Genomic DNA, 18122 nt, shown 5'->3' with positions numbered 1-18122 from the left:
TATGTGAAATATGATAAATTTTCAAAGGGAGGGAACTTTTATGAAGAAATATGACCCTAGTCAACATTATCACATCGGGTATTATGAAGATGGATACGATTTAGAAGTGACGGCGTACAAAAGAATAAATGAACCAGTTTGGGACGCTTATATTCCGCACTATGAGGTAGACAATTTTTATAAGAAAGTGGAGAAAATGAAGCTAGGTGAATATATAGATGATTATGGCATTATGGTGTATTCATTTAGTAATGATATGGACGATGAAGAAGCACGAATTATTTTTGAAAAATGGTTAAAAACGAATAAAATTGTTTAAAGATAAAACGAAAAAGGAGATTGCTATCTTATAAGATAGCAATCTCCTTTTTTATTAAACTTATTTACTTGCTTTCATTGCTTTATCTTTTGCACCAAAAGTGTATTTTAACATTGGTGGTGTAATCATTGTAGTTAAAATAACGACAATAACGATAGCTGTAAAGTAATCTTGTGCTAGTAGACCTGAAGAAAGTCCTGTTCCTGCGATGATAAGTGCAACTTCACCACGAGAAACCATTCCAGCACCGATAATTGCAGAAGACTTAGCGTCAAATCCAGTCATTCGTGCACCAAATCCACAACCAATTAGTTTCGTTAATACAGCGATTACTGTTAATGCTAGGATGAACCAAATTTGATTGCCAATACCGTCAAATGTAATATTCATACCGATACTAACGAAGAATACTGGAACGAACATAGCGTAAGCGATTGGTTCTACTTTCTTTTCTACTTCATGTTTGTAGTTCGTTTGAGAAATAGCGATACCAGCGGCGAAAGCACCGATAATACCAGCAATTCCTAATAGTTCGCCGAAATATGCGAATGAGAAACAGATGATAAGAGCCGCGCTCACGATAGACTCAGATACGCGTAGTGGTGATAACCAGCGCATAATCGCAGGAACACCTTTCCATCCGATTAAAATAATAGAAGCGAAGAATACAACTTTCTTCAAGATAACCATTGTTAAGTTAACATCGTCTGTACCTAAGAAGCTCATTGCAAATGCTAATAAAATAACAACAAGAATGTCATCAAATACAGCCGCGCCAAGCATAGTTGTACTTTCACGTGTTTTCATCTTTCCTAAATCACGAAGTGTTTGTACGGAAATACTAACACTTGTCGCACATAGAAGTAATCCTAAAAATACAGCATTTCCTTGTTCCATTCCCATAACAAGACCAGAAACGTAACCACCTACGAATGGTAGAATGATACCTCCAAGTGCAACAGCTAAAGAAGAATTACGATTTGCATTTAATTCCTCTAAGTCTGTTTCAAGTCCTGCCATAAACATTAAAAGAATAACACCGACATTACTTAATTGTGTTAGAAGCTCTGAATTTTCAATCCAACCTAATATAGCTGGACCGATAACGATACCGACAATTAATTTACCGAGTACAGAAGGTTGACCTAGTCTAACACTAAGGTCACCAGCAAGCTTTGTACTTAATAAAATAAGTGCAATTTGAAAGAAAAATTCGAAATCCATCGGATCCTCTCCTCATCATTTTTATTTTTATCATACGATTTCTCGGAATTTGCCTAATGAAAATATGTAAAACCCATCAAACAAAGGGTCTGATTACAAGTTCTTTTGAACTCGTAATTTGAACCTGTAATTAATATATAATAAAATGTATGAAAAATCAATGAAAAAATAGCAGATTTTCATGATAGGATTCGATTTAGGTATGGAGGGAATCACTATATAATAAGAAGAAATAAGGCTACATTTTTTATGAATTGGAGAAGGGTATATGTTATTAAATAAACGCTTTACAATTGGAGAAATGGCAAAAATGCATAATATAGCGGAATCAACTTTACGCTATTATGATGAGAAGGGAATTTTTCATCCGTCCATTGTGGACCCACAAACAAATTATCGCTATTACACAATCGACCAATTTTCACTATTAGATACGATTAAGTTTTTACGCCAATTAAATATTCCATTAAAGGAAATTAAGAAATACATTGATGAAAGAAATCCAGTATATGCACTCAATTTACTGGAAAAACAACAAGAAATGATGTTGAAAAAACAAAGAGAAATTGAGTATGCTTTGGCGAAAATGGAACATAGAATTCATTTAATTAAGGAAGCGACAAAAGCAAAAGCTGAACAAATGGTAATTAAAGAGATTCCGCAGAGGAAAATTACAGCCATTGCGGTTGCCCCGAATACGACGGATGATATGTTTGAGTACTATATTCATTCGTTGCAAAAAAATATGAAGCAAATGGATGATAGCTTATTTTCTGGAGATATCGGTGTAACGGTGGCAAAAAAAGGATTAATGCAAAATGAGTTTCAAGCGTATAGCAGTGTTTTTATTTTGTTGGATTACATGCCTTTTCAAATACATAGTTCAGAGGAAATTAAAGAAGGCATGTTTGCCTGTGTATACCATCATGGACCATATGAAGAAACGGATGAAACATATAAGAAGGTAATGAAATATATTGATCAAGAAGGATACGAAGTAAGTGGAGATGCGATTGAGATTGCATTAATTGATTGGTCTGTAACAGACAATCCAGAGGAACAAGTAACAGAAATTCAAATTCCTATAATGAAAAAACAAAGCAAAAAGCTGTAGGGCTTGCACCATTACAAATTGACATGAAACATGATAATTAAGTAACCTATTTTTCAAATTCTCTATTGACCTTCAAGTTACTTTAAGGTTTAAACTGTGAACAGAGCATTGAAAAAAGGAGCATTTATATGATGGAAACAACAGAAAAGTTAAGAGAAAAACCGATAAAAAGTTTATTTATATCTTATTTAATACCAGCCGTTCTTGGAATGGTATTAATGTCAGTTAATATTGTAATTGATGCGGTAATGATTAGTCGGGGAGTTGGAGCAAACGGATTAGCAGGAGTAAACGTGGCTATTCCAGCCTTTTCAATTTTCTTCTCTATTTCATTATGGATTGGAATGGGCGGGGCAACGTTATATTCCATTGCATTAGGTGAAAATAAAATAGAAAGAGCAAGGTCTATTTTTACGCAATCCATGACGGTAGCAGTAATGATCGTAGGTGTGTTAGCAGCGATCTGCTTATGGAGAATAGAAGATTTAGCATACTTATTCGGTGCAAATGAAGTGATTTTACCGTATGCGTTAGACTATTTACACGTGTTATTAACATTTGGAATGATATACGTGTTAGAAAATATTTTAAGTACATTTATACGAAATGATGGAAATCCTAATTTAGCAATGGCAGGTCTAGTTGTAACGGCTGTATTAAATATAGTGTTTGACTATATCTTTATTTTCATCTTTGGATGGGGCGTAACAGGTGCTGCTTCAGCGACTATTCTTTCGGCAGCGATTGGTTTCCTTGTATTATTAACGCACTTCTTTAGAAAAAGTAGTATTTTAAAGTGGACGAAATTTCACTTTGAATGGGATACAGTTAAACAAATTATGATAATCGGTTTCCCGAGCTTTACAGCAGAAAGTACCGTAGCCATTGTAACGATTGGTTTTAATATCGCATTCGTTCAATATGCAGGAGAAGTTGGAGTCGCTTCCTATGCGATGGTGAATAGTATTCATGCGATGACATTACTACTATTCTTCGGTGTTGGAGCAGCATTACAACCGATTGCTAGTTTCCATTACGGCGCAAATTTATCAGAGAGATTGCGTGAAGGATTAAAGTTCGCTGTTAAAATTGCGGTAGTGCTCGGTGGTATTGCAATAATTGTCGGATTATTCTTCGGGAAATATATTATTGGTCTATTTGATGTCCAATCTCCAGAGCTACTGGAGTTAACATTAACGGGTATTAGCTTGTTCTTTATCCAATATGTATTTTTAGGCTATAACATTGTGTATGGAGAGTACTTCCAATCAGTGCGACAAACGACAAAATCAGTGCTGATTATAATGAGCCGAGGGTTACTATTTATTATTCCATTATTATGGATTATGCCAAAAATATTTGGAATAAATGGAATTTGGCTTGTTATGCCAGTAGCTGAAGTATTGACAGCAATTATCGTATTTACGATGAATCGTATGAAACATCCTGTTCCATTAAATATGGCGGGAGAGAAAGAAGCGATATAATGAAGAAAATCCCCTTAAGAAATTAAGGGGATTTTCTATTCTTTTAAACTAATCGCAAAAGATCCATCTGTTTCTTGAACAGACGCAAAAGCAACGCTTTTAATATTAGTGATGCCCTTTTCTTTTAATTCTTTATATAACCATTTTTCGTCTTTATGAATTAACTTTAAGTTATCGTATTGAATTTGCGAATCAACGATAAGGGCAATTGGTAATCCGGCATACGTAACATCTATGTTCAAATCTTTTGGAGTTAATGGTACAAGCTCACGCTTTGGTAAAATACTAATGGCTCCGTTTGCTTCTAAAATAGCGTATTCAATTTCGTGAACACTTGGATATCCTGCGACGCGAAGGTTAGAAAGTAGTTCAGCAATTGGATATCTACTTTTTTGTAAGTTCTCAAAAATAATGTCACCATGTTTAATTAAAATGATAGGATGTCCGAGAATGAAACGATTTAATTTGTTTAGTAAGCTTAATTTTGTAAGAAGCAAATGCAAACATGTAATAACGACCATACCGAGAAAGGCTTGCAAAGCACCAGAGACTGGTATGGCCTGAAAAGCTAAATAAGATAAAAAGATAATAGCACCAAAATCATGAGGAGTTAGTTGTGCTAAAGCAGATTTACCGAGCATCTTAAGTGATAGTAAAAATAAGATAAAAAAGAACGATACGTTACATAAAAAGAGAAGCAATAGAGACACTCCTTCGTGCAAAGTTGTACTTACTGTTCCCGAAAGAAATATAAATATTACTTTTCAGAGGATAAATTAGGGTGAATTGGAATTTGTCTGTATACAAACAAATAAATGGATATTATCATGAAAGAAGCAAAGAACATAGGAGTATATGGATATGAGAAAGAAGAAAATAATTAAGTATATGATAGGAATTATAATGGTTTGTGCCGTTTATGCGGGATTTTTACAATATAACATTTATAAGCATGGGCAAATGAATGCTACCTACGATGCGGATTATATAATTGTATTAGGCTCGAAAGTAAACGGAACGAAACCATCGTACTCATTGCAATATCGTATTGATAAAGCAGCTGAGTATTTACAATCACATGAGAAAGCAATTGCTATTGTGTCTGGAGGGAAAGGAAAAGGAGAAGATATTTCAGAAGCATTAGCAATGAAAAATGGATTAATGAAACTAAAAATTGCAGAAGACCGCATTATTATGGAAGATAAATCAACAAGTACAGATGAGAATATTAAATTCTCAAAACCGTTAATTCCAGACAATATGAAAAAAGGAATGATCGTAACAAACGATTTCCATATGTTTAGAGCGAAAAAAATAGCAGCCAAGCAAGGTTTACAATTAGAAGGTCTTCCGGCTGAAACACCGAAGCGAATTGTCATTCCATCGAATATACGAGAGTATTTAGCCATTACGCAATATTGGTTTATGAATCGAATATAGAGAAAAGTAATCCCGTCTGGAAGTCCAGTCGGGATTATTTTTGATGAAAATCTTACAAATATGTCATGTTCATGAAAGGTAAAGCGATAGTTTCTAGAATCGATTCCTGACATAATGAAGATAACAAAAACTATTTAGAGGTGAATCGGATGAAAGGAAATAATATATTATCTTCACTATGTTACTTTAGTATCTTTTTTGCACCATTTTTACTGCCCATTATCGTCTACTTCGTTGCGGAGGATGAAGTGAAATACCACGCGAAAAAAGCATTTTGGTCACATATTTTCCCGTATGCGGTTTTATTTGGTGGATTAGCAGTATCCGGCATATATGGTTTAAGCTTCAATCAATCTGATGGTGCTGGAATTGGAATGATGATCACATATGCAGTATTCATTCTTGTAGGGATTTATTACTTCATTTGGAATATCGTAAAAGGTATTAAAGTTTTGAAAACAACGTAATAAGACAAGAAATAATTTGATGTAAACCTGTCGGTATTTGTTGATAAGTCGATATATTTGAAAAATCGTTGATATAATGCAAGGAATCGTCGATATAATTTCATTTACCGTACTAATAGACGTTTTAAAAAAGAGCAATTCAAAAAGAATTGCTCTTTTTGTGCTTATAAGTTGTGAATATTAAAAAAGATATGTTAATTTTTCATTATGAAGAGAAAAAAGGAGTGTTTTTCATGAATGAGATCATACATAAAATGGAGCAACACGTTTCAGTTCGTAAATATAAAGAAGAATCAATTCCGAAAGATGTAGTAGAAAGAATGGTGCAAGCTGCGCAGCATGCTGCTTCCTCGCATTTTGTACAGGCGTATTCTGTTATATATGTAACAGATCAAGACCTAAAGGTTAAACTAGCAGAGCTATCCGGAAATCGTCACGTGAAAGACTGCGTAGCATTCTTTGTTTGTTGTGCAGATTTAAAACGACTTGAAATGGCGTGTGAACAGCATGGTACAGAGATTAAGCATGAAGGAGTAGAAGACTTTATCGTTGCGACGGTAGATGCTTCACTGTTCGCGCAAAACTTAGCGTTAGCAGCAGAATCGTTAGGATACGGTATTTGTTATATTGGTGGTATTCGTAATAACCCGAGAGAAGTAAGTGAATTGCTTCATTTACCAGATAAAGTATATCCTATATTCGGAATGACAGTTGGTGTACCAGATGAAAATCATGGAGTGAAACCGCGTTTACCAGTAGCAGCAATTCTTCATGAAAATGGGTATGATGAAAAGAAATATGATGAATTATTAAACGAATACGATGAAACGATGAGCTCGTATTACAAAGAAAGATCAGCAAACAAGAAAAACGTGACATGGACGGAATCAATGAGTTCGTTTATGGCTAAAGAAAAAAGAATGCATATGAAAGAGTTTTTAAGTGAAAAAGGATTTAATAAGAAATGAGAAAAAAGGCAGACCTGCATGCAGGTCTGCCTTTTTTGGAGGAGAAATATGATTGTCTCCGAATAAGTATAGGAGGGAGGAGATAATATGAAAAAAGCTTTAATCTTTTTATTCGATGGATTTGCAAAATTTGAAGTGAATATAGCGAGTTTATTTTTAATAAGTAAGGAATTCGAAATAATAACAGCATCGGTAGACGGAAAAACAGTTACAGGAGAAGGTGGTTTTTTATGTCAACCACATGTCTCTATCAAACATGTTGAAGTAGCAGATTATGAAGTGTTTATTGTACCAGGAGGACATATTTTTGATCATTTAGAAAATGAACAATTGTTATCGATCGTGAATGAATTACATAAGCAGAATAAATGGATAGCGGGTATTTGTGCAGGAACAGCTTTACTACATGCAGCAGGCGTGCTTAATAAGAAGAAATTCTCAACATCATTAACACCAGATGAAAAACAATTAGCGCATTTACATGAATGGGAATATAAACAAAATAAAGATGTAACCGTTGATGGGAAAATCATAACCGCGGTAGGATCTGCGTACGTGGAATTTGCTGCTGAAATAATGAAGCAGCTCAATTTATTTAACGAAGCTGAAGTGAAGGAGAACTTGCAATACTTTAAAAATGTAACAGAGCTTTGTGATGAAACGTTAGTTTAAGTGAAGATAACAAGCGGCATAATAGCCGCTTGTTATCGTTTAAATCTATGAGTTTTTGTACAATTTCAAGCATCTATTGTCTTGAAAAGTTTACTTATAATAAATGCAAACTTTGAATAAGAAGATACATACCTGTACAACTCAAAAGGATGTACGTAAATATTTTAAAAATCCGTTGATTAAGCCATTTGAAAATAATTTGACCTATATACAAACCTAAAAAAACAATTGGGATTGCATAAAAACTTGATTGCCAAATTGTTTTGTTTGTGCCAGTAAAGAGTATTTGAGTTAGTAGACTAATGAAATATATAAATAGATAAAAAGCTAAAGTAGTTGCTCTCAACTTTTCTTTTTTCGTATCAGTTCCTGTAAAGTACAGTAACAGGGGAGGTCCGGGCATACCTATACTTGTCGTTAAAAGACCGGATAATCCACCGACTAAGAAATCTCTAGATTTTGTTGATTTAATTTTAAAGTTGCATATTAGCATCAACGTTAATAGTAAGAGAAGGATGCTAATTGCTAATTTAAATGTGTTGATGTTAATGGAAGTGAAAATGATAATACCAAAAGGAACACCAATTATACTTCCGAAAATTAATCTTTTCAGTAGAATAAAATCAATGTCCATTCTTATTTTCCAGATGAGTGATATAGAAATAATTAATGATAAAATGATATTTATTTGTATAGCTTCTTGTGGTAGAAATAGCATGAGTAAGAAAGGTGTTGCCATAATAGAAAAGCCAAAACCTGTACTTGTTTGTAAAATAGAAGCTACTAATATAATACATATGAAAGTGAATATAATCTCCAAAATAGTCCTCCTACATAATTAGGTCCAATACATATTTTAACATAAAGTGAAACTTTAATCAGTGGGGCTTACTGTCCTTTAAAACGGGAAAAAAGCGGCTAAATAGCCGCTTTTTTCTCGCATTTAATATTCCAATGATGACCCTGTAGCCTTAAAATATTTTTCTCGTGAAGGCGTCATTACCCGGATTGCTAATAAACAGGAAAGGAAAAGAATGAGTAATGAGCTGCTTATTACAGTGATTTGAACGGAAAGAAATTGTGCGGATGCCCCAATTGCTAAAATGAAAAAGATTTGGATGAAATTTTTTATGGAATCAAATACGCTATCAATACGTCCCATCATATGTACAGGGATGTTATTTTGATAAAATGTTATAAAGCCAGTACCAGCAAATGATGAAGAAATGCCAAGTAAAATGAAACCACTCGCTGCAACTATAAATGAATTTGAAAAGGCGAAAATTACATAGCCTATTGCTGTGAAAATCATACCTAATCCGATACAATGTTGAATTGGTAATCGTTTAGCAAAGAGAGAAACAAGAAATGAACCGAAAACGTAAGCAGCACCAGTTATACTAACAAGCATGCTATATTCTATATTGGATAAAAACAGTACTTGTTTTGTGAAAACAACTTCTTGTGAATCGAGTGCCATAGAGACAAGCATAGTAGCTTGAAATAAAACGAATATGAGAATAATGTAACTTTCAGTTCGAGCGAATGAAAAAACTTGTTTCCAATCATTTCGTAATGTTTGTACGAAAGTATTTGCAACTTCTTCGTTTTGCTTTGTTTGTAGTGTAATGTTTGGCAAGAAGTAAATGAGAATGGTAGAAAGTAGAAAGGAAAGTGAGTTGCAGTAAATTACAAAGGATGCTGAGTGCGTGGTGAGAAGTATTCCGGCAAGAGCTGGACCGATAATGAAAGCTCCGTTTGTAAATAAGCTATTCCAAGCGTTAAATTGAGCGCGTTCTTCAGCTCGTATGAGCATCGTTTTATAAGTGAATGAAGCTGGATCGAAAAATGATGTAGCGATGCGAGTTAAAAAGATAAAAATATAAATGGCCCAAATAGAATCAAATAGTGGAATACAGCCAATAAGAGCTGCCCGAATTATATCTGTGATGAGCATAATGGACCGTTTGTTTAATCGATCTACTATACTACCAGACCATATTTTTGTAACAACGGTGGCAATTGGACCTACAATCCATAATCCTGCTACAGCAGCAGGGGAGTTTGTGCTATTTAACACCATTAAGTTTAGGGCGATGAGATACATAAAATCACCTAAACGAGAAATTCCTGTTCCCGACAATAATAATAATTTATTTTTCATAAGCAGTTGGACCTTTCTTTCATTGTTTTTTAATCCTGCAGGAAATAGCGTATTCCTCTTCGGAGTTTGATTGACGAGCGGTTTTGTTTTCCCAGCGTAATAAAACTTGTGTAACTTCCCAAGTAAGCTGTTGTAATTCCTCTGGAGTTAAAAATAAATGAGATACAATATGACTGCCTGTATTCGTTCCTTCTGTGCCGCTTTCTTCAATATAGAAATGAGCAGATTTTGCCTTGTAATATTTTTCAATAATTCCTCGTTTTTCTTTCGTGTCTACTAATTCAAGTAACCCTCCATCATATAAAATTTGAACGTGATAATGAACGCTACCAGCAGATTTATTTAGTTTAGTAGCTACTTGTTTTGCAGTGAGTGCCTCGTCTTTTAAAAGGTGAAGAATTTGAATGCGAGTTGCATTAGAAATGAGCTTCTGCTGCTCAGCTGAAATAGTAAGTCTATCGTCAAACATTATGATATCTCCTTTCTTATGATCTAAATTTATTGTACATTCTAAAAAATTAGAACGTAAGGAAAATAAATCGCCTTTTTCCTTTATATTTCGACATAAAGAAAAATAGCATGTATATAAACATGCTATTAAGTGTTAGTAGATTCTTCACTCAGTTTCCCGTGATAAAACAGGTAAAGCCATATAAAACTAACAAAAATACAGCATAGAGCTAATAGGCTACCAATAATTTGCGGAGAAAGAATTTCTAAAAGCGCTCCTGTAAAAAACATGGATAACTGAATAAGAGATCCGTAAATGGAATAATGGAATGAAAAAACTTTACCCATCATATTTTCCTTCGTATAAGTTTGAAGTAATGTCGTATCAAGTGGAACGATAATTCCTCCTGCTATACGCATACAGAGCAATGTAATGATACCGATAATAAGTTGATCGGACAAAATGAATCCGAGAAAGAAAATTCCTTGTAGGAAATAGGCCCAACCGAATACTTTTTTCATTTTTTCTTCATTTTTAGATATATAAAGGTTAACGAGGAGGCTTCCAATCATAAGCCCAGCCCCTTGAATCGTATATAAAATTCCAATGTTGGTGTGGAAAATCTTTTCGGCATAGATCGTTAGAAGTAGCTGATAAGCGCCTCCGATAATACCCCATGAAATGCCGACAAGAATTAACATTAAAATGATTTTTGTTTGTAATATGTATGTGTACCCATCTTTTATATCAGTAAAAAATGCTTTTTTCTTGTTACAAGTATCATGAGAAGGGATATTCATATTATAAATAAAATAGGCTGAAATAAAGTATGACAGGCTATTTACTAAAAAAGCGAACTCAATATGTAAAGATTGTGCAATTATCCCGCCTAGAGAAGCCCCCATAATAGACATAAAACCATTAATTGTACTAGGAAGAGAGTTAGCAGTTACGAAATGATTTTGGTGTACGATAATTTTTAAGGTTGCTTGTTTAGCTGGTTCAAATAAACAAGAAAGTACGGATAAACATATGTTAGAAATGAAAATAATCTCAATTTTATATAATGCAAATAAGTAAGTGAGGACGATCATGCCTCGTAAAAAATCGGTAAAAATCAGAATCTTCTTTTTAGAAAAACGATCTACAACTCCGCCTATAAAGGGGCTAAGAAGTAGCTGTGGTAAACCTTTACTTATAAAAGTGAGTGCAAGCATAAACGAAGATTCCGTTATGCTATAGACGAATGTTACTAAAGCTACAGTATGAAACCAATCTCCAAGTACACTTAATGTTTGACCGTAAAATAGTTTTTTGAAGTTACTATTTGTTTTTAGAAGTGTGAAATAAGAAACTGACATAAAATTTAATCTTTATGTAATGATGATGCTTGAACTTGTTTTTTCCACTCGCTTAAATACACTTTCTCCGCTGTAGGAAGTCCAACAGGTAATTGTGCGATCAATTCTAAACTATTTCCGTCAGGATCGTTAAAGTATACGGCGGCATGTGCTAATTCTGGAAAAACAATCGGTTCAATTGGTTCCATTCCAAAATCTTTTCTTGCTGAAATTCCTTTTTGATTTAGCCAATGAATCGCATTTTCTAAATCATGTAAGCTTACTTGAAAGGCGATGTGTCGTAAAGAGGGATGATAATTAACTTTGTATTCTGTGCCTTCCCAAAGACCGAGCCAACTTTCGTTTTCTTTAATCCAAAAGAAAGCAATATCATCTCCTCTTTTATATAATTTCAGTCCAAGTGATTCATAAAAAGATATTGATATCTCTAAGTTACTGACAGGTAAGTGTGCTTCGTAAAGACCTTTAATCATTGTAATCCTCCTTAGTAAAACATTTCTTATTTCATAGTAAACGTTTTTTTATTAGTTGAAATCACAAAAAAGAGGGATATCACTTCATACGAAAGTATGAAAAAACAGCTCGAATATGAGCTGTTTTCGTATAGTTTTTCGTTCATTTGTTAAGGATAGGATATATTAATATCCGTATCCGCCGCCACCCCAGCAGCTACATCCGATGATGATTAGAAGGATGAATAGTACGATAAGCAAAGCAAATCCACCGCCGAAACCAGAGCAACTTCCACCATAGCTCATATGTTTTCCTCCTTTTGAGTAAGTTAATCTATATAATTCATGGACTACTATATACAGTATGTTTTTTGTATGGAAAAGGAGCCAGTCTCTTTTGTAATTAGACAAACGCCTGTATGGTTATTTTGATTGTATATTGTGCTAGGGGTATGTGAAGAAATCATTATATATTTTGCAATTTGTTCATAAAAAAACATAAAAATTGTAAAAAAAACCATTTTTATATTTTTTTATGAGAGGATTTGTACTATAATTTTACAAGTAATATTATGGGAAAAGGGAGTTTTAGTAAAGAGATGGAGATGGGAAAATTACACAATAAAATAGAAAACAAAAAGAAAGAGCTAATCCAACTTGTTGCTAGACACGGATTGGATCATGATAAAGTTTTGTTATTTAGCCGAGATTTAGATATACTTATTAATAAGTTTATGAATGTAAAAGATAAAGTACACAAATAAATAATTTGTAGTTTTTTATATTAAGATATTTTGTAAAAAAGGAGAGAAAAGTATTTGGAACATTTACAAGAAGAGTTATATAAACAAATAAAAGAAGAAAAAGGTATTGTTACAATTTTTTTAAAGAGTGGCGTTAGAATAGTAGGAGAAGTTGTTGCGATAGACAAATTTACCGTTTTAATGTTAGTTGATGGAAAACAACAGCTTATATACAAGCAGGCTATATCAACGATAATAAAATAAGACACTCATATTGAGTGTCTTTTCATTATCGTTTGCAAGCTTCCACATCAATGCCAGCAGCTAGTAATTTCTTTTCGCCATCTTGTTCAATCATTTTTTGTAATTTAGATAGGAAAGAATCAAAGTTTGTATGCTTTGCTACTTGGAATGTCATTTTATGCTCAATTGGTAGCCACGTATCAATATCAGCTTCGTTATGCTGAATTTTCACCTCAAGCTTATCAAGTGCGTTAGCTACTTTTGCCTCGTACGTTTCTTTCGCTTCAAACTCCATCCATAAATCATATAATTCCTCACCGAGAGAACCTTTTAATGTTCGTTTAATATTTAAAATGGCTTCTTGCTCATTTATTTGTTTTTGTAATTGTAATTCATGACTATTCATTGTATCAAAAGCAGGAATATCACCAGCTTCAGCTTCGACTAGGTCGTGAATAATAACCATTTTAAGTAATTTTTCAATATTTACTTTTTGATCTAAATAAGGCTCAACTAAAATGGCCATTAGAGACATGCGCCACGTATGTTCAGCAACACTTTCTTGACGTCCGTTAGAAAGCCAGCTATGTCGCATTTCATATTTTAATTTTTCTGCTAGTGCAATGACTTGTAAAATGTTATGTTCCATCGTGATCCTCCTCATATTTCCATACTATAATTGTAATATGGAAATGAAATGTGTCAGTTTTATGAGTATATTGCGATAAACAGATGATAAGCGTATAATACTTATTATATGTGAAAACGCATTATTAAAATAAAAAAATGTTTTATAAAAATGAAAAGGAAAGGGCAGGAATATGGGAGAAGAAAATCAAGGATTTGCTAGACCACAAAGAAGAAAAAGGAAGTTTGACATTTCTAGCCCAGTCGGCATTATAGTAGGTTTTGCTATAGTGATAGCGGCAATTATGATTGGCGGCGGCGGAATAAAAGCTTTTAAAAACTTTTTAGATATTTCATCTATTTTAATTGTCATAGGGGGAACTACAGCGACAATTGTTGTGGCATATCGATTTGGAGAAATAAAAAAATATACGAAAAGCATTTTTACTGTTTTACATAGAAAAGAAGAAAATTTAGAACAGTTAACGGATTTATTTGTTGATTTTTCGAAAAAGTCTAAAAAACACGGCCTACTTTCTTTAGAAGTTGATGGAGAGCAAGTAGACAATCCTTTTATTCAAAAAGGAATTCGATTAATGTTAAGTGGTTACGATGAAGATGAATTAAAAGAAGTGTTAATGAAAGATGTTGAAACGGAAGTGTATGAGTTAAGAAAAGGGGCAGCATTATTAGATAAAATTGGCGATTTCGCTCCAGCTTGGGGCATGATAGGGACTTTAATCGGTCTTATCATTATGCTTCAAAACTTGCAAGACACATCGCAAATTGGTACAGGGATGGCAGTTGCGATGTTAACGACATTGTATGGGTCAGTACTTGCAAATATGATTGCAATCCCTCTTGCTGAAAAGGTGTATCGTGGTATTGAAGATTTATATACAGAGAAGAAGTTTGTTATTGAAGCGATTTCAGAATTATATCGCGGTCAAATTCCTTCTAAATTAAAGTTGAAACTCGATACATATGTATACGAAACAAAGATAAAAAAAGTAAAACGAGCAGCCTAATATTTCAAGGAGTGGTATGGTTATGATGAAACGACCGCAAAAGGGATCGCCTCGTTGGATGACGACTTTTACAGATTTAACAATGTTATTATTAACTTTCTTTGTATTACTAGTTGCTACATCAAAGCAGGATGCAGTAAAATTGTCAAAGATGCTTGAAAAGTTTAGTGACGTGGAGCAAGTAGATGCAAAAGTAATGGGAAATACAATACCAGATATTTCACATGAAAAAAATGATGAAAAAATGGTCTCTAAAAAGAGAATGGACGAATTATATAAAAAGTTAAAAGCATATGTAGATAATAACGGTATTAGTCAAGTGAATGTATATCGAGAGGATACGGGAGTAAGCGTCGTTATAGTAGATAATTTAATATTTGATACGGGTGACGCGAACGTTAAACCGGAAGCGAAAGAGATAATAAGTCAATTAGTTGGTTTTTTCCAATCAGTACCAAATCCGATTGTTGTTGAAGGGCATACAGATAGTAGACCTATTCATAATGACAAATTCCCTTCTAACTGGGAGCTGTCTTCAGCAAGAGCAGCAAATATGATTCACCACTTAATCGAAGTGTATAATGTGGATGATAAAAGGCTAGCTGCGGTAGGATATGCAGACACAAAGCCAGTTGTACCAAATGATTCACCGCAAAATTGGGAGAAAAACCGTCGCGTTGTCATTTACATAAAAGAATAGTATATTATCATTTTAATAATAAAATAATGAAAATACGAAAATTCTTTTAAAAAAATATTAAATTTTATCATTTTATTTTGTATAATGAGTGAGAATGATAAGGTGAAATATTAAGATATATTTATACATAGAAGGAGAGAATTAAAAAGAATGGCACATAAAATTTTAGTTGTAGACGATGCGATGTTCATGCGAACGATGATTAAAAACTTATTAAAAAGTAATTCTGAATTTGAAATTATTGGTGAAGCAGAGAATGGAGTAGAAGCAATTCAGAAGTTTAAAGAACTTCAACCGGATATTGTAACATTAGATATTACTATGCCAGAAATGGACGGACTTGAAGCGTTAAAAGAAATTATTAAAATTGATTCAAGTGCAAAAGTTGTTATTTGTTCTGCAATGGGACAACAAGGTATGGTATTAGATGCAATTAAGGGTGGAGCAAAAGACTTTATTGTAAAGCCGTTCCAAGCGGATCGAGTAATTGAAGCTTTAACAAAAGTAGCAAACAGCTAATATAGAAGGGGTGCCACAAGGAATCTAAACATTGATAGCGGATATGCGTGTGGCCCCCTTTTTTCTTGCTATAAAACACTAAATTGTTATACATAAATGAAATGTTTGTTAGACAGGTAGGGGATGAAAATGCAAACAGATCTATTAAATATATTTTTTGAGGAATCAGAAGAACATTTACAATCGCTAAATGAAAATGTGCTAACTTTAGAACAAAATCCCACTGATATGGATGTTGTGGGAGAAATATTCCGCTCAGCCCATACATTTAAAGGTATGTCAGCGAGTATGGAATTTACGGAAATGGCGGATTTAACGCATAAAATGGAAAACGTTTTAGATGAAATTCGTCATGGGAATATAGTTGTAAATGCAGAGATTATTGATGTGATTTTTGAGTGCATTGATAATTTAGAGAAGATGGTTGCAGATGTGCAACAAGGCGGAATGGGCAATATTGATGTAATTACAACTAAGCAGAAATTAGAAGCATTATTGAATGGCAATGTAGAAACTCCTGCGGAATATATTGAGCAAGAACCTATAAATAATGATGATGCAGTTTCGCATGAAGTGCATATAACTGTTGAGCAACATGCTATTTTAAAAGCAGTACGTGCAATTATGTGTATTGAAGCACTGCAAAATGTAGGTAATGTACAAAAAACAGTTCCAAGTATTGAAGAAATTGAAGCAGATGCTTTCGGGTTTGAGTTCACAGTATTTATGGATACTGATCAAAGTGAAGAAGAATTAAAACAAGTAGTGCTTCATGTTTCTGAAATTGAGAAAGTAGAAGTGAAGCAAGGACATACATTAAAAGAAGTAGTCTCGAAAGAATTGGGTACACAAGAAGCTATGCAGGAAGATTTACAAGCGGCTACTCATGTGGAATCAACTAAAGAAGTATCGAAGCAATCTGCTAATGCTACACCTGCTAAAAGCGCTGCAAAAACGAAAAATGGTAAAGTGGAAAATCGTTCCATACGTGTTCAATTAGAAAAAATTGAAAGATTAATGAACATGTTTGAAGAAAGTGTAATTGAGCGTGGTCGTATAGATGAATTGGCACAAGCAATTCAAAACAAGGAATTAATTGAGCATTTAAATCGATTAGGCGATATTTCAAAAGATATTCAAAATGTACTACTAAACATGCGTATGGTACCAATTGAAACGGTATTCAATCGTTTCCCGCGTATGGTACGTATGTTAGCGAAAGATTTAGGGAAGAAAATCGATTTACAAATTACAGGTGAAGACACCGAAGTTGATAAAATTGTTATTGATGAAATCGGTGATCCACTCGTCCATTTAATTCGTAATGCAATTGATCACGGTGTTGAAACTGTTGAACAACGTCGTGATGCAGGGAAAAATGAGACAGGTACGATTAAATTAGAATCGTTTCATAGTGGAAATCATGTCGTTATTCAAATTACGGATGATGGAAATGGAATTCATAAAGGGAAAGTATTAGAAAAAGCGATTAAAAATGGTGTTGTAACAGAATCTGAGGCAAATAAATTAACGGATCGTGAAGTATTTGATTTGATCTTCCAACCAGGATTTAGTACAGCTGAAGTTGTATCCGACCTTTCTGGGCGTGGTGTTGGATTAGATGTAGTGAAACATACGATCCATAGTTTAGGTGGACATTTAATTATTGATTCAGAAGAAGGAAAAGGTAGTACATTTAGAATTGAACTGCCATTAACGTTGTCCATTATTCAATCTATGCTTGTTCAAACGAATGATAAACGTTATGCTTTCCCTCTTGGTAATATTGTTGAAGCAATTCGGATTAAGAGAGAAGACATCCAATCCTTACAAGGAAAAGATGTGTTAAATTACCGTAATCAAATTATTGAAGTGAAGCATTTAAGTACTGTATTTGGTGAAAAAACAGTAGATGAGGCGTTTGCGTCATATGATGGTCAAATGGTTCCTGTGTTAATTGTTCGTAATACACATCGCAGCTATGGACTTATTGTAAACACAATTATCGGTCAAAGAGAAATCGTCTTAAAGTCATTAGGTGACTTCTTTGCAGAGAGTTCTAATTATTTCTCTGGTGCGACAATTCTCGGTGATGGACGAGTGGTCCTCATTTTAAACCCAGAAGGTTTATAATAGGAATGAA

Annotated in this window: 22 protein-coding genes; 13 read left to right on the top strand and 9 right to left on the bottom strand. The window is 33.7% G+C overall.

Annotated elements, in window-relative coordinates:
• Positions 1-40: 40 nt before the first annotated feature.
• Complete coding sequence (locus JDS99_RS18710; RefSeq protein ID WP_088608785.1) at positions 41-319, top strand: DUF3986 family protein; 279 nt, start codon at positions 41-43, stop codon at positions 317-319.
• 60 nt (positions 320-379) lie between these two features.
• Here the strand turns inward: JDS99_RS18710 and JDS99_RS18705 are convergent, their stop codons facing one another.
• On the bottom strand, positions 380-1543 hold the full coding sequence (locus JDS99_RS18705; RefSeq protein WP_048543422.1) for a cation:proton antiporter: 1164 nt from the start codon (positions 1541-1543) through the stop codon (positions 380-382).
• 268 nt (positions 1544-1811) lie between these two features.
• Between JDS99_RS18705 and JDS99_RS18700 the strand changes: the two genes are divergently transcribed.
• Together JDS99_RS18700 and JDS99_RS18695 are read left to right on the top strand one after the other, a co-directional pair.
• Complete coding sequence (locus JDS99_RS18700; protein ID WP_098857543.1) at positions 1812-2657, top strand: MerR family transcriptional regulator; 846 nt, start codon at positions 1812-1814, stop codon at positions 2655-2657.
• A 131-nt stretch (positions 2658-2788) separates the two neighbouring features.
• Complete coding sequence (locus JDS99_RS18695; protein WP_098857614.1) at positions 2789-4144, top strand: MATE family efflux transporter; 1356 nt, start codon at positions 2789-2791, stop codon at positions 4142-4144.
• A 35-nt stretch (positions 4145-4179) separates the two neighbouring features.
• On the opposite strand, the gene JDS99_RS18690 is transcribed toward JDS99_RS18695, so the two are convergent.
• The gene (locus JDS99_RS18690; RefSeq protein WP_000923941.1) at positions 4180-4845 is read right to left on the bottom strand and encodes a DUF421 domain-containing protein; all 666 of its coding nucleotides are present in this window, start codon (positions 4843-4845) and stop codon (positions 4180-4182) included.
• A gap of 160 nt (positions 4846-5005) precedes the next feature.
• Between JDS99_RS18690 and JDS99_RS18685 the strand changes: the two genes are divergently transcribed.
• From JDS99_RS18685 to JDS99_RS18670, 4 genes are all read left to right on the top strand, one after another.
• On the top strand, positions 5006-5584 hold the full coding sequence (locus tag JDS99_RS18685; protein WP_199695484.1) for a YdcF family protein: 579 nt from the start codon (positions 5006-5008) through the stop codon (positions 5582-5584).
• Between the two features lie 149 nt (positions 5585-5733).
• Complete coding sequence (locus JDS99_RS18680) at positions 5734-6051, top strand: magnetosome magnetite crystal formation protein family (protein ID WP_087985595.1); 318 nt, start codon at positions 5734-5736, stop codon at positions 6049-6051.
• 233 nt (positions 6052-6284) lie between these two features.
• Entirely contained in the window at positions 6285-7019 is a 735-nt protein-coding gene (gene nfsA, locus JDS99_RS18675) for an oxygen-insensitive NADPH nitroreductase (protein WP_098857541.1), read from the top strand.
• Between the two features lie 87 nt (positions 7020-7106).
• Positions 7107-7691, top strand: coding sequence for a DJ-1/PfpI family protein (locus JDS99_RS18670; RefSeq protein WP_199695483.1), 585 nt, complete (start codon positions 7107-7109; stop codon positions 7689-7691).
• 94 nt (positions 7692-7785) lie between these two features.
• On the opposite strand, the gene JDS99_RS18665 is transcribed toward JDS99_RS18670, so the two are convergent.
• From JDS99_RS18665 to JDS99_RS18640, 6 genes are all read right to left on the bottom strand, one after another.
• Positions 7786-8511, bottom strand: a complete 726-nt coding sequence (locus tag JDS99_RS18665) for a sulfite exporter TauE/SafE family protein (RefSeq protein WP_199695482.1) — start codon at positions 8509-8511, stop codon at positions 7786-7788.
• A 123-nt stretch (positions 8512-8634) separates the two neighbouring features.
• Positions 8635-9855 carry an MFS transporter gene (locus tag JDS99_RS18660; RefSeq protein WP_199695481.1) on the bottom strand — a complete coding sequence of 407 codons (1221 nt, stop codon included), beginning with the start codon at positions 9853-9855 and terminating at the stop codon, positions 8635-8637.
• Between the two features lie 19 nt (positions 9856-9874).
• Complete coding sequence (locus tag JDS99_RS18655; RefSeq protein WP_000459087.1) at positions 9875-10324, bottom strand: ArsR/SmtB family transcription factor; 450 nt, start codon at positions 10322-10324, stop codon at positions 9875-9877.
• A 128-nt stretch (positions 10325-10452) separates the two neighbouring features.
• Positions 10453-11667, bottom strand: coding sequence for an MFS transporter (locus JDS99_RS18650; RefSeq protein WP_199695480.1), 1215 nt, complete (start codon positions 11665-11667; stop codon positions 10453-10455).
• A 5-nt stretch (positions 11668-11672) separates the two neighbouring features.
• Positions 11673-12140, bottom strand: a complete 468-nt coding sequence (locus JDS99_RS18645; protein WP_000589719.1) for a VOC family protein — start codon at positions 12138-12140, stop codon at positions 11673-11675.
• 165 nt (positions 12141-12305) lie between these two features.
• Positions 12306-12425 carry a YjcZ family sporulation protein gene (locus tag JDS99_RS18640; RefSeq protein ID WP_000120183.1) on the bottom strand — a complete coding sequence of 40 codons (120 nt, stop codon included), beginning with the start codon at positions 12423-12425 and terminating at the stop codon, positions 12306-12308.
• A 239-nt stretch (positions 12426-12664) separates the two neighbouring features.
• On the opposite strand from JDS99_RS18640, the gene JDS99_RS18635 reads away from it, so the two are divergent.
• Positions 12665-12883 carry an aspartyl-phosphate phosphatase Spo0E family protein gene (locus JDS99_RS18635; protein WP_002096752.1) on the top strand — a complete coding sequence of 73 codons (219 nt, stop codon included), beginning with the start codon at positions 12665-12667 and terminating at the stop codon, positions 12881-12883.
• A 54-nt stretch (positions 12884-12937) separates the two neighbouring features.
• On the top strand, positions 12938-13126 hold the full coding sequence (gene hfq / locus JDS99_RS18630) for an RNA chaperone Hfq (protein WP_087985600.1): 189 nt from the start codon (positions 12938-12940) through the stop codon (positions 13124-13126).
• A 25-nt stretch (positions 13127-13151) separates the two neighbouring features.
• Here the strand turns inward: hfq and JDS99_RS18625 are convergent, their stop codons facing one another.
• On the bottom strand, positions 13152-13754 hold the full coding sequence (locus JDS99_RS18625) for an HD domain-containing protein (protein ID WP_064476552.1): 603 nt from the start codon (positions 13752-13754) through the stop codon (positions 13152-13154).
• Between the two features lie 172 nt (positions 13755-13926).
• On the opposite strand from JDS99_RS18625, the gene JDS99_RS18620 reads away from it, so the two are divergent.
• The 4 genes from JDS99_RS18620 to JDS99_RS18605 all read left to right on the top strand — a co-directional run bounded on the left by JDS99_RS18620 (position 13927) and on the right by JDS99_RS18605 (position 18112).
• Positions 13927-14760, top strand: coding sequence for a flagellar motor protein MotP (locus JDS99_RS18620; protein ID WP_088062760.1), 834 nt, complete (start codon positions 13927-13929; stop codon positions 14758-14760).
• 22 nt (positions 14761-14782) lie between these two features.
• Positions 14783-15460: an OmpA family protein gene (locus JDS99_RS18615; RefSeq protein WP_097889716.1), complete on the top strand. Its 678-nt coding sequence runs from the start codon at positions 14783-14785 to the stop codon at positions 15458-15460.
• Between the two features lie 150 nt (positions 15461-15610).
• Positions 15611-15979, top strand: a complete 369-nt coding sequence (locus JDS99_RS18610; RefSeq protein WP_000940570.1) for a response regulator — start codon at positions 15611-15613, stop codon at positions 15977-15979.
• A gap of 129 nt (positions 15980-16108) precedes the next feature.
• On the top strand, positions 16109-18112 hold the full coding sequence (locus JDS99_RS18605; protein WP_199695479.1) for a chemotaxis protein CheA: 2004 nt from the start codon (positions 16109-16111) through the stop codon (positions 18110-18112).
• Positions 18113-18122 lie beyond the last annotated feature (10 nt).

Origin of the sequence: Bacillus cereus group sp. N6, assembly GCF_016483705.1 — a bacterium.
GTDB lineage: Bacteria > Bacillota > Bacilli > Bacillales > Bacillaceae_G > Bacillus_A > Bacillus_A wiedmannii.
Note: the sequence above shows the minus strand (reverse complement) of the source record. Positions and strands in the feature narration are given on the sequence as shown.